This window comes from Halalkalibaculum roseum (genome assembly GCF_011059145.1).
Classification (GTDB): domain Bacteria; phylum Bacteroidota; class Rhodothermia; order Balneolales; family Balneolaceae; genus Halalkalibaculum; species Halalkalibaculum roseum.
Genome location: NZ_JAALLT010000002.1, coordinates 259,285 through 283,510 on the forward strand (window position 1 = coordinate 259,285; position 24,226 = coordinate 283,510).

Here is a 24,226-nt window from a genome sequence, read left to right on the forward strand (position 1 = left end):
AGGGAGAATTGCTTAAAAGATGTTAGAAGGGAATCTAATCTTTTTTCAGGTCAACAAGCGTTGCACCCCATCCACTCTGATCATTGGCAAGTGAATAGCTTTGCACAGCCTCATTTCGTTCCAGCAGAGCATGTACAGATCGTCTAAGGTTGCCTTTCCCTTTACCGTGAATGATTCGTATCCGGTGAATGCCCTTGTTCAGGCAGGCTTCGATGTACTCTGGAATCAGGCTTCCCAGCTCATCAGGTCGAAAGGTGTGAAGATCCAGTGTGCCGTCGATGGGCAATTCCGGAAGCTCTTCTTGTTTTGTATCCAAAAGTGTAACGGTTATGGCTTGAACATTGCGGCGTCAAGAATTGACCAAAGGTGAATGATCCAGCCCATCAATATCATCCATAAAGCTCCAGCCAATACAAACTGCGTGATTGCCATGAAAAGCCGTCCTTGTAATAGTTGGCCGAGGCCCGGAATAAAAAAACTGGCTAATGCTGAGATTACGTTACCTGCAGATCCTTGTCCGTTTGCCATAGCTGCTTTCGTTTGATTTAAGTTTGTATATGAGTACGTTTGTCAATGCCATTTGTTTCACCGGGCAGGAGCCAAACCATTTAAAGATATAGAGGCTTTAGCTTATAATCTATCACCAAGACTGAGGATTCGATATATTCAAGCTATCAGGAATGGTTTTTGCACTCTTATATGTGATTTTAGTATTCACTGGCCCAAAGGAGGCTCATTGTACTTGGTTTGTTTTTGTAAAAGCAACAACGCTCAATTTAATAAGAACAAAAAATCCCGGTTCCATTAACCGGATTAAAATAATTATATGTCAATTAATTTACCGCCACGCACTGAGAATGAAGAAGGCGAAAAGCGTACCGTGGGCTTTGAGCTTGAATTTGCTGGACTCGAGATCACCCGCACGGCAGAGATTATTCAGGAGGCATATGGTGGTGAAATCATTGAAGACAACAGGTATGAGTACCGAATCATTGATACTGAATTAGGGGAGTTCAGGGTAGAGCTCGATGCCAGAATCCTGCAGAAAATGGCATCTAAAAACTTTCTGGAAAATATCGGTCTGGATATTGATACCGGTAAATTCACCGATTCTTTAGAAGATGCACTGGATACTATGGCAAAGAGTGTGATACCTATAGAGATCGTCATGCCTCCTGTAGAATTGAATGACATGGACCGACTGGAGAAACTTCAGGTTCAATTGCAGAAGAACAAAGCAGAAGGTACCAAAACCTCAATTATCCATGCCTTTGGGATGCATCTCAACATTGAAAGTCCTGATCTGAAGGCAGAGACCTTACTTGCATACCTAAGATCCTTCATGTTACTCTACCCGTGGCTACTTGAAAAATTAAACATTGATATCACGCGTCGAATTTCTCCTTTTGTAGATTCTTTCCCTGATGCCTATGTGAATAAGATACTGGAACCGGATTACAAGCCTGACCTGGAGACCCTCATAGATGATTATCTTATATTCAATGACACTCGAAATCGTCCGCTGGATATGATGCCGATATTTGGTCTGTTGGATCAGGAGCGAATTTCCAAGGTCTTGGGAGGGGAGAAAAATAACCCCAGGCCTACATTTCACTATCGACTGCCCAACAGCAGGATCGATGAACCGGATTGGAAATTTTCGGGCGAATGGAATGACTGGTGTGAGGTTGAGAAACTTGCCGCGGACAAAGATATGCTGAATAAGCTGAGCAGGCTCTACCTGGTACGGCGTAGCAAAACCCTGGTATCTTTTAAGAAAGAGTGGGCAGAGACAATAAGCATTCTGCTGGATCTGGAAGTCACCAGTTAAACTATTCAGAGAGCTATAATTATGAGCAAGAGGAAACCGAAAATTGCAGTAACGGGTCCCGATAAAGGGGGGACTTCTGCCTGGCTGTTTACCCGTCTGGCTGTTTGGCTGCAGGGTGGAAAGGCTGTTAGAATTACTCCGTCCAATCCTCAGAGAGGTATTGAACTGGATGCGTTAATCCTGGGAGGCGGGGCGGATATCAACCCCGAGCGCTACGGACAATCCTTACTGGATGATCTGCCCGGTAAGAACCGGCCTAAACCAAGGGGCAGCCGTCAATGGTTTTTTAGAATCATATCATTTCTGATTTTCCCTATTCTCTTCCTGATAAGAAAGCTGTTTTCAACCAAATCACCCACTCTGGATGAAGCCAGAGATGAAATTGAGGTTGAACTCCTTGAATATGCCTTGAAAAAGGGGATACCGATATTGGGAATCTGCCGTGGGGCACAGTTGATAAATGTTCACTTCGGGGGCAATCTGCACCAGGATATCGATACTTTTTACCGGGAGATCCCCAAAGTTAACACCATCTGGCCTGAGAAAAAGGTGGAGATCAAAAACGGAAGCAGGCTTGAAGGGGTACTTAAAACCACCGGTCTTTGGGTCAATGCTCTTCATCACCAGGCGGTGGACCGCATCGGTGATTCGCTAGAGGTTGTGGCCAGGGAGGCCACGGGCATTGCACAAGCCATAGAAAACCCGCAGCATGAATTTCTAATTGGTGTGCAGTGGCATCCGGAATATATGCCCCAGATCCCCCGGCAGCGCGCACTGTTTAAAGCACTGGTAAAGAGTGCAAAGCAAGGGATTGGGAAATAATTATCCGGGTTATTTGCCTTTGATGTGTACTGCCGGTTGTTGCACAGAGTTTCACAGAGGACGAAAGAGGTACACAGAGTGTTTGTTTCTAGATATCCATCTTGTAGTCGACAAAGTGCCTTTCTTTGATCACAGAGTTAATAAACTCGATGGCTTTTTTGTGATGAGCGTTCCGTGTGTACATGGTGTAGTCCAGCTCAGTTTCAAAGTCGGAGATGAGTACGACGTCGAAGGCTGAACCGGCTTCATCATCGTCATCCGTTATGTTAATGCCAACCTCAACGCTTTTAATTTCATCGATATTAACCTTGAGACCCTCCAGGATAAGCTTCATTTTTTCGGCATTCTTTTCCTTTGAGGCTCCTTCAGCTTCATCCTTGAGTTTCCACATTACAACATGACGGATCATATTATTCTCCTACTGAAATTTGTATGACTGTTTGAAATTTTATGTAAATCTGATGAAAGAGTGGCGTTAATGCAAATTACTTTTACTGAGCACGATTAGCAAACTGCAAGTCATCTTCATCAAAAGTGGCATCGGTGTACTCAAATACCCGTTTATGGTACTTTTTAGCGGCATAAAGATAAAACCGGGCGTTCTCAAGGTTATTCTCTTTATACCAGAGATAAGTTTCAACATATCCCAACGCAACCTGCAATGAATCATTTTCGCTAAGCTGATCGTTCTGACCCCGTCTTTGAGGGATATTCAGCAATTGTCCGGCATAGATCAGGTCAGGGTCTTCAATTTCCGGCTGATTGGTGTCATAAATCCACGGCCAAAGATAGGGATTTTCATAGGCATTGTCTGCCAGGCCCCAAAGCGTCTGTCCCGCTGCAACTGTAACTGTTTCAATCGGCGGTGTGGCATCCGGATCAACATCAGTAGCCTGATTGTCTTGTCCCGTTGCCTGTCGGCCGGTACCATTTGCCTGACTGGCATCGGCTGCTGATTCTGGTCGGTCTTCTTGCTCATCAGCTGCTTGCTGCTGTCCGGATTCCGCTCCTTCTTCGTTATTTTCTTTCTGTTCCTGCTGCGGTGCCTGAGTTTGTGCTTGTTGTTGGTCCTGCGATTGACTCTCATTTTGAACTTGAGAAGTTTCAGAAACGGCAGACTGTGGTGTCGCTTGCTGCTGGGTACCTAAAAGATACCAGGCTCCTATAGCGAGCAAAAGGATGATAAACGCAGCGGCAATTACCCAGAACGTGCCTCCGTTACCTTTTCGCCGATGAGAACGGTCGCGAAATCGTGGTTTAGCGGTAACTTTTTTAGAACCGGCTCCGGAAGTATCAGGTGGAACTTCGTCCTGTCCCTCAGTTTCATCGGAACTTTCGGGTTCCTCGCTTTCAGAACCGGGAGCATTTTCCTTGCTGAATGCTACAACATCTTCCTCCTCAGAACTTTCTTCCTGACCTTCATCACCGGCCTCTTCATTGCCCGGAGGTACTACCGGTCCCTTTGGATGTCTTGCATCGAGCCCAAAAGGATCATTCTCGTCGACTTCAATTTCTGATTCTATGTCTTCTTCCCAGGGTGCCTTCTTTTTCTCTGAAGATTCATCACTTTCGGCGGCGCCTGTTTCACTTTCACTTTCTTCAGGTTCTTCCCTTGTTTCCTCTTCAATCTCTTCCTGCGCCTGGAAGCTTTGAACTTCCTCCTCAAGAATTTCAGGCTCCATATGAGCATAAGGTGCATTAACCAGCTCGCTTAGGTCCTTATAAGGAGTGAAATCAACTTTGTTGTGGGCGGGGATGGTTATCTTTTCTTCTGTTTCAGGATTATAACCTTCCCGTTCATCCATCTTCTTTAGCTTGAAAGTACCGAGTCCCGCTACATTGGCAGAGCCATTTTCTTCCAATCCCTCTTTAATAAGAGAGGCGAAATCCTTGATGAAGTCATGCGTAAATTGTTTGGACTTGCCTGACTGTTCTGCAATCGCTTCTACGAGTTCCTGGAAGGTGATTTTATGATTCATCTTCTATCCCCAGGTACTTTAGGTAATCTTCTAGATTTTTGGCGGCATCAAAATCAACTACGCGCTTAGGCGGAAGCATCAAATATTTCTCGTAGTGCGGATTATAGGATTTATGTTTTTCACGGGTATGTGTTCCGAAGGTTCCCAGCTCCGGTATGGTAAAGTCGTTTCCCTGCGCGAGATTGTCACACATGTTTTGTACTATGGTATCGAGCATCTCTCGGCACTCCTCCCGGCTTAAATCCCAATTTTCTGTAAGCCTGTCAACCAGATCATCCGTGTTCATAAATACCTAAATATTTTGCTTTGAAACCCTGCTACTATTTAATAAAAATATGAGAAAGATTTAAAGAATATCTTAGCATCCTAGAGGTGCAGAAGACGTCAAATAACTTTACAGCTAAGAGTCGTAATATTAACAAATTAGTAAAGGTTTGGGATCATACTTTTTATATATTGGATGAGAATTCAATATAGTATTGTCATATGCAATTTGACTCCATATCGGTTCGAGATAGTTTAAAGATTACTTTGAGCTATTTCGTACTGTCGGTTATCTGGATTTTTTTTAGTGATCGCCTGCTTCAGTTGGTAACTACCGACAGCACCCTGCTCATGGAGATGCAGACCTACAAGGGGTGGTTCTTTGTATTAGTTACCTCGATTTTACTTTTTCTGTTGATCGAAAAGAGTACCTCAAAGGTGGTAAAAAGCAGAAATAAAATTAAGAAAGCACTGAATGAGAAACAGGTGGTCTTATCTGAGCTTCATCACCGCGTAAAAAATAATCTTTCCATCATATGCGGTTTAATAGAGATGCAAATTGACGAACTCGATAACAGGGATGAAGCCAGGGCTCTCAAATCAATACAGTACCGCATTTACTCTTTGGCCGATATAGAGGAGCTTTTCTATCAAAACAGGGATATGTCAAGCGTGCCTTTTCATGATTTTTTAAATCATCTCGTCATATCCCTGAACGAACCCGGCGGCGCGCAATTCAGGATCAAGAAAAACATTAGCGATAGCTTTTTGAAAATTGATAAAGCGGTTCCTTTTGGCCTGATGGTCAACGAGATCTTTTCGCAGCTGAGAATGAACGGAAACCTTGAGGAGCTCAACTACATCACCGTCAGCCTAAGCCAAAGTGATTCAGGGCAGGTAACTTTCGAGATCGGCTTTGATGTGGTACCTTCTACCATTCTTTCGCAACTGCGGGGAGAAGATCAAATTGAATCCATATTGCTCAACCTATTTATTGATCAGCTGCATGCAGATACGGAATGGCGAGAGCAAGATGGTATCTCTAAATTTTCCGTTTCTTTTGACAGTTCCGATACCTACGAAAACATGTCACTTCCTGAGATGCCGCTTGCGAATCAGATTTCAAACTAATTCTTTGCAATCGTCTTAGATGCAACGAAACGATTCGGGCCGAGATAAAATTATAATAGACTAGCAGACAGCATAATCATTAAAAATTTCGGGAATTCTATGAGTAAGCCACTAAATGTCACTGAAAAGCTTATTAAAAGCCACTTGGTTGATGGGAAAATGGAGCCGGGTGAAGAAATTGGACTAAAAATCGATCAAACACTAACGCAAGACGCTACCGGCACAATGGTGATGCTGGAGCTAGAAGCTATGGGTCTGGATGAAGCAGAGACGGAACTTTCGTGTCAATATGTTGATCACAACCTAATTCAAACCGACTTCAAGAATCCTGATGATCACGTGTTTCTTAAATCGGCTGCTGAACGTTTCGGTATGTGGTTCAGCAGACCGGGAAATGGAGTAAGCCACCCTATTGAAACAGAGCGTTTTGCCATACCGGGAAAGACACTGGCAGGTTCTGACAGCCATACACCTGCTTCCGGTTGCATGGGTATGCTGGCCATCGGTTCCGGGGGCCTTGATGTTGCTTTCGCCATTGCCGGTGAACCATTGTACATAAAGATGCCGAAAGTACTTGGCGTGGAACTTAAAGGAGAACTTCCTGACTGGGTCAGTGCCAAGGATGTGGTCCTTGAAATGCTGCGACGCTATGATGTTGACGGTGCCACCGGTTATGTCATTGAATATTTTGGAGAGGGACTGAAAAATCTCGATACCATGGATCGACATGTAATTGCCAACATGGGTACGGAGATGGGTGCTACCAGTACCGTCTTTCCTGCCGACGGCGAGATACGCAGATTTATGGAATCACAGGGCAGGGGGGATGAATTCGTTGAGCTGCTTGCTGATGAAGGGGCTGAATACGATAAGTACGAAGAACTTATTCTGGATGATGTCGAACCTCTGATTGCACTTCCCAGCAGTCCGGGCAATGTGGTCCCTGTCAGAGAAGTTGAAGGAGAGGATATCTATCAGTCTTATATCGGATCGTCTGCCAATCCCGGGTATCGTGATTTCTGGATTGCCTCAGAGATCGTAAAAGGCAAAACGGTGAACGATAATGTTTCTTTTGATATCAATCCCACTTCACGGCAAATCATTGAGAACATGGTGAAGAACGATGTCATGTTCAACCTGGTACAATCGGGTGCGCGCATTCACCAGGCCGGTTGTAATGGCTGTATAGGTATGGGACAAGCACCTGCATCCGGACAGAACAGCCTTCGAACAGTACCCAGAAACTTCCCCGACCGATCCGGGACACCCGAAGATTCGGTATTCCTGGTAAGTCCGGAAACAGCTGCTGCTTCAGCACTGACCGGAAAAATTACCGATCCCAGGGACCTGGAAGAGCTGTTTCATATGAAGTATCCGAAATTTGAGCACCTCCAAAACCTGGTTGTCAACACCGAGATGCTCACGCCACCCAAACCGAAGAGTGAGCGCGGAGAGATCAAGAAAGGACCGAACATTTCCAGCATGCCGGACTTCGATGAGCTGAAAGATTTTGAAGTACCGGTCTTGCTTAAGATGGGTGATGATATTTCCACCGATGAGATACTTCGTGCCGGTGCTGAAGTGCTGCCTTTCCGCAGCAATATCCCCGAGATCAGCAAATTCACGCTAGACGTGGTTGATAAGAATTTTCACGATCGCGCCATGGAAGCTAAAAACGAACACGGCGGACATGTAGTCATTGCCGGTGAGAACTATGCCCAGGGATCCAGTCGTGAGCACGCGGCTATTGCACCACGATACCTGGGTCAACGAGCGGTCATCGCCAAGAGCTATGCCAGAATTGGATGGCAAAACCTGATCAATTTCGGTATTCCACCTCTAGAATTCGAAAGCGATGCGGATTACGAGGATATCGATCAGGGTGACGTACTTGCTGTTAATGATATTCGCGGTGCCATCGAAAACGATGAGGATATTGTCATCACGAATAAAACCAAAGGCAACCAGTATACCGTGAAACACACCTTCAGCAAGAGGCAGAAAGAAGCACTGCTTTATGGTGGTGTGATTAATCGCTTTAAGGCTAAGAAAGCCAGCTAATAATTTAGTTAAGATTAAAAGCCCCGGTGTGAACCGGGGCTTTTTTTAATTCCACTATTTTAAATTAAAACAAGTCGCTTATGATGGACTATACATGAATAAATACGTCATTGAGTTCCATACTTATGGCGCTAATTTCAACTGCCGGTATCTACTTTTCACTGATTCTGTTCACCACGTGCCGGGTTACTAGCGAGTATCACAAATGAGTGATGTGGAATAGAGTTCAAGCTTAATCAATAATCCATTGAATCGGGGTTCCGATTTTAACTTATAGTGTGTATATTAATACACATCAATAGTTAGTAGTTGAACACCTGATATTTAATGAGTAATAACCATACTTCGGCGGCTTTTTGGGATCGTCTCGGCATAGGGATTTCCGGATTGTGTGCCATTCACTGCCTGTTTTTTCCGGTCGCCATAGCATTGCTGCCACTCTGGCCCGCGGCTGAATCAATTCATGACTGGACGCACCCCATACTCTTCATCCTTATAGTACCCACTGTTTTATTTGCCCTCAAAGGCAAAAACTATTTAGGTACCATAGGCAAGTACCTGTTATTGGGTTTATTTGTGGTGGGCTTTGCCTGGATGCTGCACGATTTCCTGGGTGATTGGGGAGAAGCCGGTGTCACGCTGGTGGGTAGTGCATTGCTGGTAAGAGGTCACTGGCTGAATTTCCTGTATCACAAAAACAAACACAAATCATAGGTATTCATGAAACGTCTGAACTTTACTCTTGACCAGGATACTGTACATTTGCTGGAGGATCTCGCCAAAAAGTTCTACGAAGGCAATAAATCACAGACGGTGAGGGCTGCACTGGAAAGTCTGGCTGCTCATACCGGCCATCAAGGGTGGGTTATTACCGGATACACGCCAAATAAAGTGGACGGAGAAGTGAACTGCCACGGTTGCGGGGAGTCGCACTCAGACGGTGAAATTCTTTACCGACCGGTGTTTGAACGCGGTAACAGTCCATCTGCACTGCCCAAAATACCTTCCGAAAACTGGCTGGATTGTCCCGACTGTGCCGAGAAACAGTTTACTGTCTAATCTGGTCTTACATCTTTACGTTTGTGTATTAAAACTAAATGAGCCGTTTTTGAAGATTATTTTTCAGTTCCCGGGCAAGTTCTTCCAGATTATTGATATCGTCTTTTAGCATTCCAGCAATGTATAGGGCACATCCCCATGATAGGGTTACTCCTGCTCCGCCATGTCCGTAATTGTGGATGATTTTTTTACCGTGCTCTTGGGAAGACTCCAGTCGTATACCCGGCTTGTTCCTGGTACGCACATATCGGTAACCGATTTTGGTTTTGACCTCCGAAAAATCATCCAGATTCAAATCGTAGGTTTCCTGTATGATTTCACGGTTCAGCTCATAGATAGGTTGGGGTATTTTGACTCCGTCGATTAAAACCGTTTCTCCTTCATACTCCTTTCCCTGCCAGCGTCCGTACCGGTCAACTTCGCCTTCCAACCTGCTTCCGCCCAGAATCCAACCGTTCGATCTGGGATAAAAATATACATCAAGAGCATTACCTGAGGGATCCGAATAGACACTACTGCCTGCAGTATAGTTGTAGGAAGGGATCAGACCGTTCGAATCTTGAATAAGAGGGGCATCTTTCAGATAGACCAGATGTCCCTTTGAAACCAGCAAAGGTTCGGTTTCTTCAAATAACTCCGAACTCCAGATTCCGGTACAATTGCATATTACGTCGCCTTCCAGAGCTGAAATCTCTTCAGCGGATACTTTTTTGCGGATGATCTTACCGCCCCACTCACGATACTTTTCGTAAAGCCGGTAAATATAAATGGGCCATTCTGTGAACAGACTGTCGAATGCCCATCCGGCAACAGTACCCGAGTTCTTTCGCATCGGGACTCCTGAAGTTTTTCGGTCAACTCGTTCGTAGTTTTTTAAGAACCCTGCGTATGCGGGTTCGTCTATTTGCTCTTCAAAGATTTCAAAATGACGGTGCATTTTGATACCCTGTACACCGGCTTCAAATAAAAACTCAAAGATCTGTTGCGATAGGGGGAAGATTCGGTCCATTTTTTCTGACCTAACAGAGTGTGGTATTATGGATGCTGCCGGGTAAAGGCTGGCAAACTTGGGATCTTCCGGTGCCTCCTCCGTTACAAGCTGTTCAGCATACACGACGGTTTCATATCCCAGCAATTGCAAACAAAGGGCGGTGGTTATCCCACTAATACCCCCGCCAATAATGATGGTACGGTTATTCATTGTTATGTTTTAGTGTACTTATAACACAGATTTTTTAACTGAGTCAACATATTTAAATCAGTTTAACCTGCGTTTTCAGTGTTCAATTATTCCCAGGGTAAATGATCCAGATCAACATTTCCGCCGGTAATAATAATGGCCACGTTTTTCCCTTTCACATCTTCGATCTTATCATTAAACAGGGCTGCAACCGGTACCGCACAAGATGCCTCGATAATAATATTCATTCTTTCCCAGATATAGCGCATGGCGCTAACAATTTCTTCTTCGCTTACGGTAACAATACTATGGAGATGTTTTTGAAGACAGGCAAAGGTCAGTTCACCGAGTCCGGTTCTGAGACCATCGGCAACGGTCTGAGTATTTTTTGAGGGCTGCAATTCTCCTGTTTTAAAGGATAAATAGGCGTCATCTGCTATTTCCGGTTCGCACCCGATGACCTTGACCTCAGGTTTCATACCGCAAGCGGCAATAGCGGTTCCGCTTGCAAGTCCCCCGCCACCGACGGGCGCCAGAATAATTTCGGTATCCGGGTAGTCTTGCAGCAACTCTAGTGCCGAAGTACCTTGTCCCGCAATAATTCGCGGATCATTGTAGGGATGGATGAACGTTGATCCTGTATTTTCAACTACCTTTTCTAAAGTCTCTTCCCGTGCCTGTTGGGTTGGTTCGCAGAAGGTTATTTCTGCTCCATATCCGGCTACGGCTCGTTTCTTAACTTCCGGACTGTTTTCAGGCATTACAATGTAGGCGGGAATATTTTTCATTTTTGCCGCCAGTGCTATAGCCTGGGCGTGATTGCCTGAAGAGTGGGTAGCCACACCGTTTTTAGAATCTTCTTCAGAGAGGGAAAATACAGCATTGCTTGCCCCGCGAAATTTAAAGGCTCCAACCCGCTGAAAGTTTTCACACTTGAAGTAAACCCGGCATCCTGTTCGCTCATCAACCTGACGGCTCCGTAACACCGGGGTGCGGTGTACGGCTTCTCTAATGCGACTCTCTGCTTGTTGTATATCGGATAGGGTAGGAAGGTTCAAAGTGATATTACCTGATTGGTATTTAAAATTAAAAATACATTTAGCATGATAATCAATGAGCATCAATAAAATAATTAACCCGCATAGTTGCTAACTGTTGTTTCATAAACACTCTGTGCAACTCTGAGCTTCTCTGAATACCTCTGTGAAATAACCAGTGAATTTTTAGATATGGGGTACCAAGATTTTTACTCCATTTTACCTCAGGATTTATTACCCTTAGCATGATAGATTCATAATGTAACTCGTAGATTATCATGATGCATGACAGCAGCTTCCGGTTTTCAGCAGTAACCCTTCTTTTTTTAATCCTCTTTTCTTATTCCACAACCCTTTCCGCCCAGGAGCGGACCTTCGAATTTGATTCCGATATAACATACGATTCGGAGATCCCTTCACCCGAAGAGTTTCTGGGTTACGAGCTGGGAAGCTCTTTTACTTTGCACTCCGATGTAATGCGCTATTTTCAGCGGCTGGATGAACTTTCCGATCGCATCACCTTTCATAAGTACGGTGAAACCTATGAAGGGCGCGGCCTATATTATGCCGTCATCACATCCGAAAAGAATCAAGCACTGATCGATCAGCTCCGCAATAACAATCTGCGCCTGTCCGATCCCGACTCTCTGAACAGCACCGCTGCAGATCTGGTGATCAGCAACCAGCCGGTTACAGTTTGGTTGAGTTATAACGTTCACGGAAATGAACCCTCCAGCAGCGAAGCAGCTATGCAGGCAGCCTACCGTCTGGTAGCCGGCTCTGATACGGAAACTGCTTCTATGAGAGAAAGCGCTATCACTATCATTGATCCGATGATCAATCCCGACGGCAGAGATCGCTACGTATTCTGGTACAAATCCGCCAAAAGCAACATGCTGAATACGAATGCTGAAGATTATGAGCATGATGAAATATGGCCGGGCGGACGCACCAACCATTACTGGTTCGATCTCAATCGAGACTGGACCTGGCTAGTGCACCCCGAATCAAGGGGTAGAGTGGCCGTCTACCAGCAATGGCTCCCGCAAGTTCATCTTGATTTGCACGAGCAGGGTTTTAATAGCAATTATTTTACCATGCCGGGTACTACTCCCCGCAACTATGAGTTGCCCGATGACTACGAAAAGTGGGCCGATGTTTTTGGACGAGGTACTATAGCAGAGTTTGATGAGCATAATATCAATTATGCCACGCGGGAGGCTTTTGACTTTTTCTATCCCGGTTACGGCTCATCGTATCCCAGTACTATGGGGGGTATCGGCATGCTGGCTGAACAAGGCGGGCACAGTCGCGGTGGCCGTGCGGTAGAAACGGAAGATGGGTATGTATTGACTCTTCGCCAGCGCATATTTGATCATTATACCAACTCTATGGCAACGGTAAAGACCGCGGTTGAAAACCGGGAGGCCTTGCTTCGATATTTCAGAAATGCATTCTCACCCGAGAGCAGGAAAGGCGAGACAGAGGCATACATCATTCCTGATAACGACAGCGACTATACCTATGAGCTGATTGACATCATGCTGAAACACGGGGTTGAAGTGGAAAGAGCCCGGGAAAACTTTAGGCTTCGCGACGCTTTTGGTTATTGGAATGGAGAGTCGGTACAGAGGAGTTTTAACAGCGGTGATTTTATCATCAAGACCGACCAGCCCAGGCACATCTTTATCAATACCTTGATGAAGCGACAGCTGACGATCAGGGATTCGGTGATGTACGACATGTCAACCTGGTCAGCACCGCTGGCTTATAATCTGGATGCGGCATGGACGGAAGATGAATTGGATGTTTTGACTGAGCGGATTACCAATTCACCGGCTTATCCTTATGGGCTGGAAAATTCCGGTGCAGAGTATGCTTTCGTCATCGACTGGGATCAGCGTTATGCTCCTAATGCACTTGCAAAACTCTGGGAGGCCGGATACAGGGTTCGCAGCGCTACGGAGACCTTTACCTACGAAGGCAGAACTTATGGAGAGGGTAGTCTCATTGTACTGGTAGGACGTAACTACAGTAAGAAAGGTGAAATGGGAGCCGATATGCAGCGTATTGCCGAAGAGGCAAAGGTTCAAATCGTTGGTTTTGATACAGGAAGAATGGATGAAGGCATTGACCTTGCCTCAAGGGACAGCGATCCCGTCAAGAAACCGAAGGTTGCACTGATGGTCGATAGCCCGTTCCGATCGTACACAGCAGGACAGATCTGGTTTCTCTTTGACCGATGGACCGAATTCGGCATCTCAAGAATACGTAGCGAACGGTTACTTTATATGGATATCAATGAATATGATGTGATCATTATGCCCGGAGCCCGGGGACTATCTTCATTGCTGGATTCCACAGCTCAGGAGAAGTTGAAAAGCTGGGTCAGAGCCGGCGGTACGCTGGTGGCAACAGAGAGTTCGGCAGAATTCCTTGCGAAAAATCGATCCGGATTTACCGGAGTATCACTGGCTGAAATGGATGACAAGGGAGAGGACCGGGAAGAGGGCATAGAACCTGAAGCCTATACCCGTTATGAAGCCCGGGAAGATAGCTCCGGATTGAAGCGCATACCCGGGTCAGCTTTCAAAAGTATTATTGATGACTCCAACCCACTTGCTTTTGGCCTGGATAACCGGTTGTATTCCCTTAAGTTTTCTGATGAAGCACTGGTACCGAGTACCGATTGGCAAACAGTAGGTTATTATCAAAAAGATGCCGGCAGTTTGCTTGCATCAGGTTATGCTTCACAGAAAAACTTGCAAAAAGCGGCAGGTAATGCTTTTGCGGGAGTGGCGGAAATGGGTTCCGGTAAAGTGGTGTTCCTCCTTGATAATACTCAATACCGGATGTTCTGGGTCGGGCCTGCGCGCATGATGCAGAATGCGGTCATGCTGTTACATGATTTATAGATTATAACTATTACACTCAAGAAAACAGTTTATTCGGATACGCTCACAAATTCCCAATCATTATCTGTGGTGTATCACTTAATTAACAATTAAAACCAGTTACATTATGAAGTATCTCGTTTCGATAGTGGCTTTTTTACTTTTATCGGGTCTCCAATCGCTTCAGGCGCAAGATGAAATTATTCTGGCACGCCAGCCGGCCATAAATCCTGAAGGAACTATGGTGACATTTTCCTACCAGGGTGATATATGGACTGTACCCTACAATGGAGGTGAAGCACGCAGGCTTACCGTACATGAAGCTTACGAGTCCGCTCCCCGATGGAGTCCGGATGGTGAGTCGATAGCCTTTTCAGCAGGCCGGTTCGGCAACGATGACATTTTCGTAATACCTGCTAAGGGTGGCCAGTCCGAAAGAATAACCTATTATTCAGGTGGAGACGACCTCTGGGACTGGACTTCTGATGATCGGTTGCTCTTTACCAGTAACCGCACTTTCCAGCAGGTAGAGTGGGATTCAGAAATACAGCACGTATCTTCTGATGGCGGCACACCTACTCGTTTCTTAAATGCCGTAGGTGATATGCCATCAATGTCGCCGAACGGGCGGTATGTCGCTTTTGTACGCGGTTCATGTAGAATATCACGAGAAGAGTATAACGGTCCTGCCGACCTGGATATCTGGATTCATGATACTCGTGAAGATACCTATATGCAGCTGACCGATAACTCGGTTAATGATTTCCTGCCTCGATGGAAAGATGATGGTACTTTGTATTTTATCAGTGCCCGTTCCGGTCGGTATAATATTTACGAACAGAATATCAGTTCCAATGGTACTGCCAGCGGTACACCTGTAGCCAGGACGAACTTTGAGGAAGATGGAGTCCGGCATTTTGATGTAGCCGGTAATGGGAATCTGGTTTTTGAACAGAAAACGGCGCTCTATACTCTTGCAGAAGGGGCAAGTAATCCTTCCAAATTGAACATTGCACTCTCTTCCGATTACCGGTTTTATCCTACCGAGCATGAAACCTTCACCGGCGATATAGAAGGATATGAGGTTTCACCAAATGACAAATATACAGCGATGACCATCAGGGGTGAGATATTTGTGAGGGAAAACGATAAGGAGAAACAAAAATCAGTCAATCTTTCAGATCATCCTTATCGCGACCGTTCCGTTAGCTGGCTCAATGATTCTACCGTAGTCTTTACTTCCGATCGAAACGGGCAGTATGATATTTATCTGGCACGGTCTTCAGATGAGAATAAACCGGATATTTTTAAAAGCCTGAAACATGAGCTGATCCGGGTAACGAATACGGAAGGGGATGAGATGAATCCTATTATCTCTCCGGACGGTAAAAAAATTGTCTACCAGGTCGGACGAGGTACGTTGATTACTGCCGATATCAGTAATGACGGAGAACTCACCAACCGGAAAACACTTCTTGACGGTTGGTCAACGCCGGGTGGTATATCCTGGAGTCCCGACAGCAAATGGCTTGCATACTCGCTTGACGACCTTTATTTCAACAGTGAAATCTATATTCACGCTGCAGACAACAGCATGGATCCGGTGAATGTTAGCATGCATCCTAAAGGAGATTATAATCCTGTATGGAGCAGGGACGGTTCCAAGCTAGGTTTTATGTCGAGCCGGAACAACGGAGACTATGACATATGGTTCGCCTGGTTGACCGAAGAAGACTGGCTTAAGACTGAAGAGGACCGTGAAGAGGGCTATTACTTTGATAGCGAAGAGAAGGAAGAAGAGTCAGAAGAGGAAGAGGAGAAAAAAGAAGTTGAACCTATTCAAATTGACTTTGAAAATATACATGAACGTCTCTGGCAGGTTACTTCCATGCCGGGTAATGAAAGCAACCTGGTAATTTCGGAAGACGGGGAGACCTTCTATTTTACGGCAAATGATCCCGCAGCTGACGGCAGCGATTTATTTAGCATCAAGTTCGATCGATCAGAATCGAAGCAGCTGACACAAGACGGACAGAATCCCTACGGACTCACCCTCGGGCCTGATGGTAAAAAACTCTATGCATTGAAACGCGGCAGTTTTTTCGAGGTTGATCCCGGTGGTGACTTTACACCCCTGCCGTTCCGTGCTTCCATGGTGATCAATCATGAAGAAGAGAACAAACAGGTATTTGAAGAGGCTTGGAGTGCGCTAAACCAGGGCTTCTATGATCCGGAATTTCATGGGGACAACTGGGATGCTCTCAGAGACAAATACAAGCCATGGGCATTGGCCGCTTCCACCAGTCAGGATTTCCGCTATATGTTCAACTGGATGCTGGGGCAACTGAATGCCAGCCATATGGGTCTATATGGATCAAATCCGGAAGAGACCCAGAATGAGCGAACGGGATTACTGGGTATCGGAGTAGAACCCGCTGACAATGGTGTGAGAATCACCAAGGTGGTAAAAAATAGTCCCGCAGATAGGGAGCAGAGCAAACTCTATGAAGGAGAACTAATCACCCACGTAGAGGGACTGCCAATCAGCAGCGGTACTAACTTCTACTCTTATTTTGTAAATGATGCCTCCGAGCAAATACTGCTTCGGGTTCAGAATAGCGATGGCGAATCCCGGGAAGTGGTTATCAGACCTACAAACAGTCTGAGCGACGAACTCTATGAAGAGTGGATCGATTCCCGCGAAAAACTTACCGAGGAGTATTCTAACGGACGCCTTGGATATATTCACGTTGAAGGTATGAACTGGCCCAGTTTTGAACGTTTTGAACGTGAACTGATGGCCCAGGGACACGATAAGGAGGGTATTGTTATCGACGTTCGTTGGAATGGCGGCGGGTGGACCACCGACTACCTGATGACAGTGCTTAATGTAAAACAGCACGCCTACACCGTTCCGCGGGGAGCCACGCCAGACCTGGATGAGAATCACGAACAATTCAGGGAGTACTATCCCTTCAGTGAGCGTTTGCCGCTTTCCTGGTGGACCAAGCCATCGGTAGCTATGGCCAATGAGAGCAGCTATTCGAATGCAGAGATATTCTCTCATGCCTTTAAAACTCTGGGCGTGGGCAAGCTTGTGGGTATGCCTACCTTCGGCGCGGTTATTTCAACCGGCGGAATGGGCTTGCTGGACGGGTCCTTCGTGAGAATGCCGTTCCGTGCCTGGTACGTCAAGGCTACCGACAAGAATATGGAAAACGGTCCGGCCTATCCGGATGTAACCGTTGATAATGCTCCCGACAGCAAAGCCAAAGGAGAAGATCCGCAGCTGAGAAGGGCAGTAGAGGTATTGCTTGAACAAATCGACAGCGAGTAAGCGTTATTCAATACGTGTAGCACACCTCCAAGGTGTGCTACACGTATCTAAACCAGGCAAGTCAATTATTTAGCCGCGAATTTTCACGAATCTATTTATTGATACTCCTTCCGACGCTCTGCTGCGGAAGGAATCTCTTTGCCACTGAGCTTCACAGATTTAGTTCTCAATAATCTGTGAGAATCCGCGACTAAATTATAACGGCTGCTCCGCGAACATGTACTCCTTTACCGGGTTTCCGCCGATCAGGTGTTCCTGAATAATGCGTTCCAGCACTTTCGGCTTGCAGGAATGATACCAGATGCCTTCAGGATAAACGACGGCGACCGGTCCTTTTTTACAGACTCTCAGGCAGTTTGCCTTGGTACGATATATGCCGCCCTGTCCATCGAGTTCGAGCTCTTTCAATCGTTTCTTAAGATATTTCCACGATTTGAGACCGATCTCCAATTTGCAGCATTTGGGCTTGGTCTGATCGGCACAAATAAAGATGTGACGTTTAATAGAGCCAATATGTAGCTCTTCTGCTTTCTTTTGTAGACGCTTATTCATAAGAGTTACCCTACCTCTTCCAGGAGATCTTCATGAACCTTTTTACGCTTGCGGCGTTTCTGTTTCCGGTCTTTCAACCGTTTACGATTCTGCCATTTGGCAAAATAGGGAAGGAAAAACAGGTAAATACCGGTAATCCAAAGAATAGTAACGATAATAGCTGAGGGCAGGAATATCCAGAGTTTGGCCTTGTCATGGAACCATGAGCCGTCATGTATAGCTTCAATGACACCTGATCGTCGCTCCATCGACGAGAGGATAGCGCCGGTACCAAGGTCAATCTGAAGCTCCCAGCCTTCGGTGCTTCTCACCTTTACGATTCCATCGTCCGGCCTGATATCCAGCCGGTCGATATCTTCCCATGATCTGATTAGTGCTTCCTCATCGGATTTGGCAATCGCCAAAATGCGTTCAAAACCGATCTCCGGTGTTTGATAACTTAGGCTACCTTTCTGTGTAGGAGGCTGTATCCAGTCAAACTCTTTCTTTACCTGCAAAAGCAGGCCGGTTATCAAGACTATCAAAAAAGGGAGGGCTATCAACAGCGCTCCCCATCGGTGAATCTTGCGAAAATCTCTTCGGGTATGCCAGCTCATATAAGATAAATCAGTTTAAATAGTACCGCAGGCCAATGGCGCCGGCAAAAGAGAATTGGAATGAGGGTTCAATATCAAAGGTCGGCACTAATTCAAAGAATGTGCCTAATGGGGCATTGGTCAGAGAGTAGGTGAGACCTATCGGCAGACGCAGCCCTACAATATCATTGAAGTCCTGAAAAACGGCACGAATGCCCGCACCGTAATAGGTTCGCAGGGAGGCATTGTTCAGATTCAGTTCCTCATTCAGTGAATTGTTGTGATAAAGAAAATCAGAATGAACGTAGACCGACTGAAAGTTTTCACTTAGTTGCAGTCCCAATGCTCCGTCGACGGCGAAATCTTCACTAAGCCAAACTTTCACGCTCAGGCCAGTAGGGCCGTTTAAGATAGCACCCAGCCCAACGCCTGATTGTTGACTGTAGCTAACTTTGCTAAAAAGTAACAGAAAGCTGCATAACAGGGCGGTAACAAGATATTTTTTCATGGTAGAATGTATAAAAGTTTGCATTAACAGCAGTTTATACTGAAAATGGAAACAGAAGTTTAACGTAAATTACAACGGTTTAAGTGTATCAATAATCCTGACCGGGTTGTGTAATTTGGTAATTCTTCTCCTGCTTTGACTCCTCAACCATCTCATTAACGTCTTCAAGCAGCTGTTTAGCATCATAAACTATTCCATCTTTGATAGTATATTTTACACCGCCCACTCGCACCGGTTTATTCTCATCGTTTACCTGAATGGCACCTGTACCGTAGAGTACTTTCAGATTTTTGAGGGGATTGGCATCCACAAGTACCATATCCGCAAGCTTGCCTACTTCAATAGTTCCAAGCTGGTCATCCATATTCAGCACTTCAGCCCCTTTTAGGGATGCTGATTGGAAGACCTCTAGAGGGTGAAATCCTGCTTCACGGAATAACTCCATCTCCTGTATATATCCGAAACCATATAGTTTAAATATATATCCCGCATCAGAGCCAAGGGTAACACGTCCGCCACGATTTTTGTATTCGTTGATGAAGGTAAACCAGAGATCAAAGTTTTCTTTCCACGCCACTTCCTGTTCCGTTCCCCAGTTGAGCCAGTACGAACCGTGTGAGATGCGGCTGGGCTGGTAAAATTCCCAGAGTGAGGGCAGTGTATACTTCTCATGCCATTCGGCTCGACGCTGTGCAGATAAGTCACGGTTTGCTTCGTAAATGGTAAAGGTCGGATTCATGGTAAGATCCAGAGAGATCATCTCATTCATCACATCATTCCATTTTTCGGAATAGGGAGAAGCAGCCTGTTTCCAGAGGTTCCCGGCTTCTTCAAAGCGATGCTGTTCGTTACTGTAGTTATAATCCAGCGGGTAATCCTGGATAATCTGGTCGGTAAACATCGATTCGGGCACTCCGTACCAATGGGTAACGCTCGTGAGTCCGAGGCGTGCAGATTCCAGGGCATTGTTGTAGACCACGCGTGTCTGTGCATGGTGTGTCATTGTACCCAGGCCCAGTTTGTTGGCTTCATCTATGGCCGCCGCATAGATGGGTTTGCTGGCCCCGAAAAATTTAATTCCGTCCGCTCCCTCTTTGTGAATCATTCGCACCCATTTGCGGGCCTGCTCCGTGGTGGTTATCGGACCGTCATGCCCCATCCCAAAACCGATATAAGCTGCCATACGGGGAGCCGTGATTTCATTCTTTTCGCTGCGTTCTTTCTGGCGCAGGGTCCAGTCCATGCCGTTAAATGAACCCGGTTCACGGATAGTGGTGATTCCATGAGCAAGCCATAATTTATAAACGTATTCGGCAGGAGTTCCCTGGGCCGTGCCACCGGTATGTGCGTGCATGTCAAAGAATCCCGGCAGCAGGTACATGCCTTCGGCCTGAATTTCCCTTGAATTGGGACCTGCTTCAGGGCGACGCTCTTCATTTATAGGAATACCGGGGTACCCGACATTTTGAACGGATGCAATTTTATTACCCTCAACCACGACGTCCACAGGACCCATGGGAGGAGAACCGGTTCCATCAACCAGCATCACTCCCCGGATGATAAGTCTTTCAAAAGGTCCTTCACCTTCGCTACGATCCGGTGCCTCCTGTATCTGGGCAAATGCATTCATGGAAAGGAACAGGCATAACAGAAAAGAAAAAAGAAATCTATAGGTATTTCGCATCACAGAGCGGTTTGTTTAAAAGAAAAATAAGGTAATGATTTGACAGCCAAGCTATAGTAAAAAGATTTAAAGCGCTTTACAATGCCCAATGAGAGGATCCCAATGGAATTTAAATTGCCAAATATTTATATACGAAGAGACAAAATGATGATGTTTAGACTTCGTATGGTCAACTTTTTATTATGGGAACCTATCGATACATACCTGCTCTCATTTTACTATCTATAATTCTGCTTTCCTGCGATCGCGGGGATAACGTACCGGATACCTGGCAGAAAGTGTTAGATCTTAACACCGGAAATGGCATTATTCAGAACCAGGAAGGAGACTTTCTTGTTCATTCTTTTAATGAAATAGCCAGGCTCGACAAAAACGGATCTGTGATTTGGAGTATAGATCCCCTGGATCAGATCACCGGTTATGGCGGAATCTCCATTTCAGAAATTGCGCAGCTGGAAAACGGTGATTATGCTGTTACCGGCTTTGCATCCGAAGGCGCATCTTCGGTACTGTACCTCTTGATCATGGATGGCAACGGGGTTGTTCAATCACAGTCCAACATATTTCAAAACGACAATCACAGGGGTTTGGATATGAGCGTTTCAGGCGATGGGTTTACTTTTGCCGTTCCCGTCGGTCAGGGAGATAGCAACGACAGTCTCGTTGTACTTGAAGTAGCTGTCGACGGAACCGTCAAAAACGAAAAAAGTTATATTTCCAACCTTAGTGATTATGCCATTTCCGGGTTGACCCTGATACTTGAAAACCAGGATGGATATTTGGTAGAATTACTTCTAAAGGAAACCAACGGAGATGAAGTTACCAATAGAAAATTGATCAAATTGGATGCAAATTTGAACCAAGAGTGGAGTATAGATTACGGAGGGGCGGTGTTCAATGAAATTAGGGATATTATTGAATTGGAAGACGGTGGTTATCTTCTGGCAGGTACATTTCAGGGAAAAGGCTGGGCACTTAAAATCAGGGATTCAGGAAGCCTGGAATGGAATAAGAAATATGGCTCGGATGATCCCGGGAAACGGTTCTTCTTTGATGCCGAAGAGAGTGAAATGGGAAGAATTGTATTAACCGGTTCGAATAATGTGGATGGAGGGGGTTATGATGATCTTTGGCTAATGCATCTTGATAGTGAGGGTAATGTCAACTGGGAAGTAAAACACGGTGACCAATTTTATAACTTTGGCAGAGCTGTGGAGTACACCGGGGAGAAGAATTATGTGATAACCGGAGGAACACACTCCAGTTTCAATGAACCTACCAGTATGTGGGTACTAAAGCTAAATGAAGAGGGGTTGTTTTAGCTTTTTACGTGATTGTTTTATTTAAGATTAAAGCAACAAGGCGCCTTCATGCTGCAGCAGCCATCGTTTGGTTTCAATACCGCCGGCATAACCCACAAGCTTATCATTGGCTCCGATAACCCGGTGGCAGGGGATGATTATGGGAATAGGATTTTGTCCGTTGGCCCTACCTATGGCGCGAATAGCTTTGGGATTTTCCATCTTTTGTGAAAGCTTGGAATAGGTGGTGGTTGAGCCGTACGGGATTTCCTGCAGTTGTTTCCAAACCTCCATCTGGAAGTCAGTACCTTCAGGAGCCAGAGGCAGGCTAAACTCTTTTCGCTCACCGTTGAAATACTCACTCAGCTGCTGAACAGTCTTATCTATAATGCCTGATGAAGGTTTTGCTGGATGCTGACGTGTTTTATGTTTCACATAGGAGAGTTCAACCAAAGCATCTTCAGTTGCTATTAAGTGTAGATATCCAATCGGGGTGTCCAGAAAGTATTTATCCATACATCTAGTGTTGGCTTATTAATGTCGGATATTTTTTTACAAGATAGGTAATCAGGAATCAAATTTTACCGTTACTAAGGAAACTCTTTTCAGCCGTCCCGCTGGGACTCGATTGGGTTTTTATTTTAGCCCACCAATGAATTGGTGGGCTAAGTTCAGAGAGATTATATGACATTTTAAAACCATCAGTATGTCTACACTAAACCATGCCAAAGGGAGAAGAGTCTTCGATATACTTCGATTTTAGCCCACCGTTTTAACGGTGGGTTTAAAAGCAATCCGTAACCAAGTCCCATAGGGACGGCTGAAACTTAGGTTGGTATAAATAATTAATTTATATGAAATTGGAATAATTAAGACATATTACTTAAAACTCAGCCTTCAATTCCCGGTCAGTGGTAAGCTCCCACTCCGGTCAACCTTCAGATTGGTCTGGTCCAGGAGGGGATGGGTTGTTCCCAGGTTGAAATTTCCATCAAGGCTGTAGTTTAGTTCACCGGTACCGGTCAGTAATCTATAGGCAGAGATACCGATTTCTGTAATATTCAACGAAATGGGTATGGATAGCTGCCGGCTCTCCTTGCTACCTATGCTTGTATTTGCCAGGGACTCTCCCTCAGCCCACCGGTCCCCATTGATATCCAAACCATAGTCAAAACCGTTAATTACGATACCAAATGCATTCGGATTATTGAATTCCATATTAAGCAGGAGATCCGCCCGGCTTAGACTCAGATTCTGCACTTTAAGGCTGTTTACACTTATGCTGGGACTATTCAGCATGGGTATGGAGCCTTTTCTGCTAACCGGAATTTTTGTCAATCCGAGTACAGGGAGATCAAATGTGAGATCACTTAAGAATTCGTAATCTGCCTGGTCGGCACCGGCTAGAGTTTGAATTCCCTGATAGAGCTCTTGGAAGTTGAGGGTGACTGGAACTTTCAAAGTGCTTTTACCTGAAGCTTCGATGGTCGAGTTTTCTTGCTGCTGACCTTGAATGAAAGTTCTATCATTAAGTTTGAAGTCATAATTGTAGGAATCCAGCTGAAGAGATAGTGCATTGGGATTCTCAATGGTGATGTCGTAGGTCAGCTCGATCTCATTGAAATTGAAACCGCTTACCCTCATATCTGTCACTGATAGCCGGGGTTTCTGGACACTATTAGCCAAGTCCTGCAGCGCACTGCAACCACTGAACAGGGTAATCATAACTAACAGCAGGATTCCAAAAGCGGCAAAAGTACGATTATTGCTAAATGTCATAGTAAAAGGATTGATATTAACAGTAGAATGCTATTTAAAATGATGATTAAAATATAGCCAGCAATAGCCTTATAAAAGAATTAAAAAATGCGTCTAGGACCCTAAAAATGCATTTTAATATTTCCTGAAAATATTTTGTAACAATGTATACCTTTCTGACTCTTGTATATAGAAACACAAATTACTCTCTTATAAAGACCCTAATCTAGTTAGTCAACTAGTCACTCCTAAA

Annotated in this window: 22 protein-coding genes; 9 read left to right on the forward strand and 13 right to left on the reverse strand. The window is 45.3% G+C overall.

Annotated elements, in window-relative coordinates; all coding sequences use genetic code 11:
- Positions 1-34: 34 nt before the first annotated feature.
- The gene (locus tag G3570_RS05235) at positions 35-316 is read right to left on the reverse strand and encodes a Smr/MutS family protein (protein WP_165140014.1); all 282 of its coding nucleotides are present in this window, start codon (positions 314-316) and stop codon (positions 35-37) included.
- 11 nt (positions 317-327) lie between these two features.
- Positions 328-528, reverse strand: a complete 201-nt coding sequence (locus tag G3570_RS05240) for a hypothetical protein (protein ID WP_165140016.1) — start codon at positions 526-528, stop codon at positions 328-330.
- Between the two features lie 298 nt (positions 529-826).
- Here G3570_RS05240 and G3570_RS05245 point away from each other — a divergent pair, with 298 nt between their 5' ends.
- Positions 827-1,831, forward strand: coding sequence for an amidoligase family protein (locus G3570_RS05245; protein WP_165140018.1), 1,005 nt, complete (start codon positions 827-829; stop codon positions 1,829-1,831).
- A 21-nt stretch (positions 1,832-1,852) separates the two neighbouring features.
- On the forward strand, positions 1,853-2,653 hold the full coding sequence (locus G3570_RS05250) for a gamma-glutamyl-gamma-aminobutyrate hydrolase family protein (RefSeq protein WP_165140020.1): 801 nt from the start codon (positions 1,853-1,855) through the stop codon (positions 2,651-2,653).
- Between the two features lie 88 nt (positions 2,654-2,741).
- On the opposite strand, the gene G3570_RS05255 is transcribed toward G3570_RS05250, so the two are convergent.
- The 3 genes from G3570_RS05255 to G3570_RS05265 all read right to left on the reverse strand — a co-directional run bounded on the left by G3570_RS05255 (position 2,742) and on the right by G3570_RS05265 (position 4,918).
- A complete protein-coding gene (locus tag G3570_RS05255) occupies positions 2,742-3,062 on the reverse strand; it encodes a Dabb family protein (RefSeq protein WP_165140022.1) in 321 nt (106 codons plus the stop codon).
- An 82-nt stretch (positions 3,063-3,144) separates the two neighbouring features.
- Complete coding sequence (locus tag G3570_RS05260) at positions 3,145-4,632, reverse strand: HU family DNA-binding protein (RefSeq protein ID WP_165140024.1); 1,488 nt, start codon at positions 4,630-4,632, stop codon at positions 3,145-3,147.
- Entirely contained in the window at positions 4,622-4,918 is a 297-nt protein-coding gene (locus G3570_RS05265; protein ID WP_165140026.1) for an HU family DNA-binding protein, read from the reverse strand. The genes G3570_RS05260 and G3570_RS05265 overlap by 11 nt, the downstream gene beginning before the upstream one ends.
- A gap of 245 nt (positions 4,919-5,163) precedes the next feature.
- Between G3570_RS05265 and G3570_RS05270 the strand changes: the two genes are divergently transcribed.
- The 4 genes from G3570_RS05270 to G3570_RS05285 all read left to right on the forward strand — a co-directional run bounded on the left by G3570_RS05270 (position 5,164) and on the right by G3570_RS05285 (position 9,147).
- Positions 5,164-6,027, forward strand: a complete 864-nt coding sequence (locus G3570_RS05270; RefSeq protein WP_165140028.1) for a sensor histidine kinase — start codon at positions 5,164-5,166, stop codon at positions 6,025-6,027.
- Between the two features lie 99 nt (positions 6,028-6,126).
- A complete protein-coding gene (locus G3570_RS05275) occupies positions 6,127-8,088 on the forward strand; it encodes an aconitate hydratase (RefSeq protein WP_165140030.1) in 1,962 nt (653 codons plus the stop codon).
- A gap of 327 nt (positions 8,089-8,415) precedes the next feature.
- Positions 8,416-8,802 carry a MerC domain-containing protein gene (locus G3570_RS05280; protein ID WP_165140032.1) on the forward strand — a complete coding sequence of 129 codons (387 nt, stop codon included), beginning with the start codon at positions 8,416-8,418 and terminating at the stop codon, positions 8,800-8,802.
- A gap of 6 nt (positions 8,803-8,808) precedes the next feature.
- Positions 8,809-9,147 (forward strand): ribbon-helix-helix domain-containing protein, encoded by a 339-nt coding sequence (locus G3570_RS05285; protein ID WP_165140034.1) that lies wholly within the window; start codon positions 8,809-8,811, stop codon positions 9,145-9,147.
- Between the two features lie 34 nt (positions 9,148-9,181).
- On the opposite strand, the gene G3570_RS05290 is transcribed toward G3570_RS05285, so the two are convergent.
- The gene (locus G3570_RS05290) at positions 9,182-10,348 is read right to left on the reverse strand and encodes an FAD-dependent oxidoreductase (protein WP_165140036.1); all 1,167 of its coding nucleotides are present in this window, start codon (positions 10,346-10,348) and stop codon (positions 9,182-9,184) included.
- 86 nt (positions 10,349-10,434) lie between these two features.
- Positions 10,435-11,385 carry a threonine ammonia-lyase gene (locus tag G3570_RS05295; RefSeq protein WP_249066721.1) on the reverse strand — a complete coding sequence of 317 codons (951 nt, stop codon included), beginning with the start codon at positions 11,383-11,385 and terminating at the stop codon, positions 10,435-10,437.
- Positions 11,386-11,642: 257 nt separating this feature from the next.
- On the opposite strand from G3570_RS05295, the gene G3570_RS05300 reads away from it, so the two are divergent.
- Together G3570_RS05300 and G3570_RS05305 are read left to right on the forward strand one after the other, a co-directional pair.
- Positions 11,643-14,279 (forward strand): M14 family metallopeptidase, encoded by a 2,637-nt coding sequence (locus G3570_RS05300; protein ID WP_249066723.1) that lies wholly within the window; start codon positions 11,643-11,645, stop codon positions 14,277-14,279.
- A gap of 106 nt (positions 14,280-14,385) precedes the next feature.
- A complete protein-coding gene (locus tag G3570_RS05305) occupies positions 14,386-17,595 on the forward strand; it encodes a S41 family peptidase (protein ID WP_165140040.1) in 3,210 nt (1,069 codons plus the stop codon).
- Between the two features lie 195 nt (positions 17,596-17,790).
- Here the strand turns inward: G3570_RS05305 and G3570_RS05310 are convergent, their stop codons facing one another.
- From G3570_RS05310 to G3570_RS05325, 4 genes are all read right to left on the reverse strand, one after another.
- Positions 17,791-18,147: a (2Fe-2S) ferredoxin domain-containing protein gene (locus G3570_RS05310; protein WP_165140042.1), complete on the reverse strand. Its 357-nt coding sequence runs from the start codon at positions 18,145-18,147 to the stop codon at positions 17,791-17,793.
- Between the two features lie 5 nt (positions 18,148-18,152).
- Positions 18,153-18,743, reverse strand: coding sequence for a PepSY-associated TM helix domain-containing protein (locus G3570_RS05315; RefSeq protein WP_165140044.1), 591 nt, complete (start codon positions 18,741-18,743; stop codon positions 18,153-18,155).
- A 10-nt stretch (positions 18,744-18,753) separates the two neighbouring features.
- Positions 18,754-19,230: a hypothetical protein gene (locus G3570_RS05320; RefSeq protein WP_165140046.1), complete on the reverse strand. Its 477-nt coding sequence runs from the start codon at positions 19,228-19,230 to the stop codon at positions 18,754-18,756.
- Positions 19,231-19,318: 88 nt separating this feature from the next.
- Positions 19,319-20,914 (reverse strand): amidohydrolase family protein, encoded by a 1,596-nt coding sequence (locus tag G3570_RS05325; RefSeq protein ID WP_165140048.1) that lies wholly within the window; start codon positions 20,912-20,914, stop codon positions 19,319-19,321.
- A 182-nt stretch (positions 20,915-21,096) separates the two neighbouring features.
- Between G3570_RS05325 and G3570_RS05330 the strand changes: the two genes are divergently transcribed.
- Entirely contained in the window at positions 21,097-22,236 is a 1,140-nt protein-coding gene (locus tag G3570_RS05330) for a hypothetical protein (protein ID WP_165140050.1), read from the forward strand.
- Between the two features lie 27 nt (positions 22,237-22,263).
- Here the strand turns inward: G3570_RS05330 and G3570_RS05335 are convergent, their stop codons facing one another.
- A complete protein-coding gene (locus tag G3570_RS05335; RefSeq protein ID WP_165140052.1) occupies positions 22,264-22,731 on the reverse strand; it encodes a methylated-DNA--[protein]-cysteine S-methyltransferase in 468 nt (155 codons plus the stop codon).
- Between the two features lie 381 nt (positions 22,732-23,112).
- Positions 23,113-23,994 (reverse strand): LEA/WHy family protein, encoded by an 882-nt coding sequence (locus G3570_RS05340; protein ID WP_165140054.1) that lies wholly within the window; start codon positions 23,992-23,994, stop codon positions 23,113-23,115.
- Positions 23,995-24,226 lie beyond the last annotated feature (232 nt).

Coding starts and splice junctions, on each gene's coding strand:
- G3570_RS05265 (WP_165140026.1), bottom strand. CDS start 4,918: ATGAACACGGATGATCTGGTTGACAGGCTTACAGAAAATTGGGATTTA.
- G3570_RS05330 (WP_165140050.1), top strand. CDS start 21,097: ATGGGAACCTATCGATACATACCTGCTCTCATTTTACTATCTATAATT.
- G3570_RS05240 (WP_165140016.1), bottom strand. CDS start 528: ATGGCAAACGGACAAGGATCTGCAGGTAACGTAATCTCAGCATTAGCC.
- G3570_RS05275 (WP_165140030.1), top strand. CDS start 6,127: ATGAGTAAGCCACTAAATGTCACTGAAAAGCTTATTAAAAGCCACTTG.
- G3570_RS05280 (WP_165140032.1), top strand. CDS start 8,416: ATGAGTAATAACCATACTTCGGCGGCTTTTTGGGATCGTCTCGGCATA.
- G3570_RS05325 (WP_165140048.1), bottom strand. CDS start 20,914: ATGCGAAATACCTATAGATTTCTTTTTTCTTTTCTGTTATGCCTGTTC.
- G3570_RS05310 (WP_165140042.1), bottom strand. CDS start 18,147: ATGAATAAGCGTCTACAAAAGAAAGCAGAAGAGCTACATATTGGCTCT.
- G3570_RS05290 (WP_165140036.1), bottom strand. CDS start 10,348: ATGAATAACCGTACCATCATTATTGGCGGGGGTATTAGTGGGATAACC.
- G3570_RS05315 (WP_165140044.1), bottom strand. CDS start 18,743: ATGAGCTGGCATACCCGAAGAGATTTTCGCAAGATTCACCGATGGGGA.
- G3570_RS05250 (WP_165140020.1), top strand. CDS start 1,853: ATGAGCAAGAGGAAACCGAAAATTGCAGTAACGGGTCCCGATAAAGGG.
- G3570_RS05320 (WP_165140046.1), bottom strand. CDS start 19,230: ATGAAAAAATATCTTGTTACCGCCCTGTTATGCAGCTTTCTGTTACTT.
- G3570_RS05340 (WP_165140054.1), bottom strand. CDS start 23,994: ATGACATTTAGCAATAATCGTACTTTTGCCGCTTTTGGAATCCTGCTG.
- G3570_RS05305 (WP_165140040.1), top strand. CDS start 14,386: ATGAAGTATCTCGTTTCGATAGTGGCTTTTTTACTTTTATCGGGTCTC.
- G3570_RS05285 (WP_165140034.1), top strand. CDS start 8,809: ATGAAACGTCTGAACTTTACTCTTGACCAGGATACTGTACATTTGCTG.
- G3570_RS05255 (WP_165140022.1), bottom strand. CDS start 3,062: ATGATCCGTCATGTTGTAATGTGGAAACTCAAGGATGAAGCTGAAGGA.
- G3570_RS05260 (WP_165140024.1), bottom strand. CDS start 4,632: ATGAATCATAAAATCACCTTCCAGGAACTCGTAGAAGCGATTGCAGAA.
- G3570_RS05245 (WP_165140018.1), top strand. CDS start 827: ATGTCAATTAATTTACCGCCACGCACTGAGAATGAAGAAGGCGAAAAG.
- G3570_RS05335 (WP_165140052.1), bottom strand. CDS start 22,731: ATGGATAAATACTTTCTGGACACCCCGATTGGATATCTACACTTAATA.
- G3570_RS05300 (WP_249066723.1), top strand. CDS start 11,643: ATGATGCATGACAGCAGCTTCCGGTTTTCAGCAGTAACCCTTCTTTTT.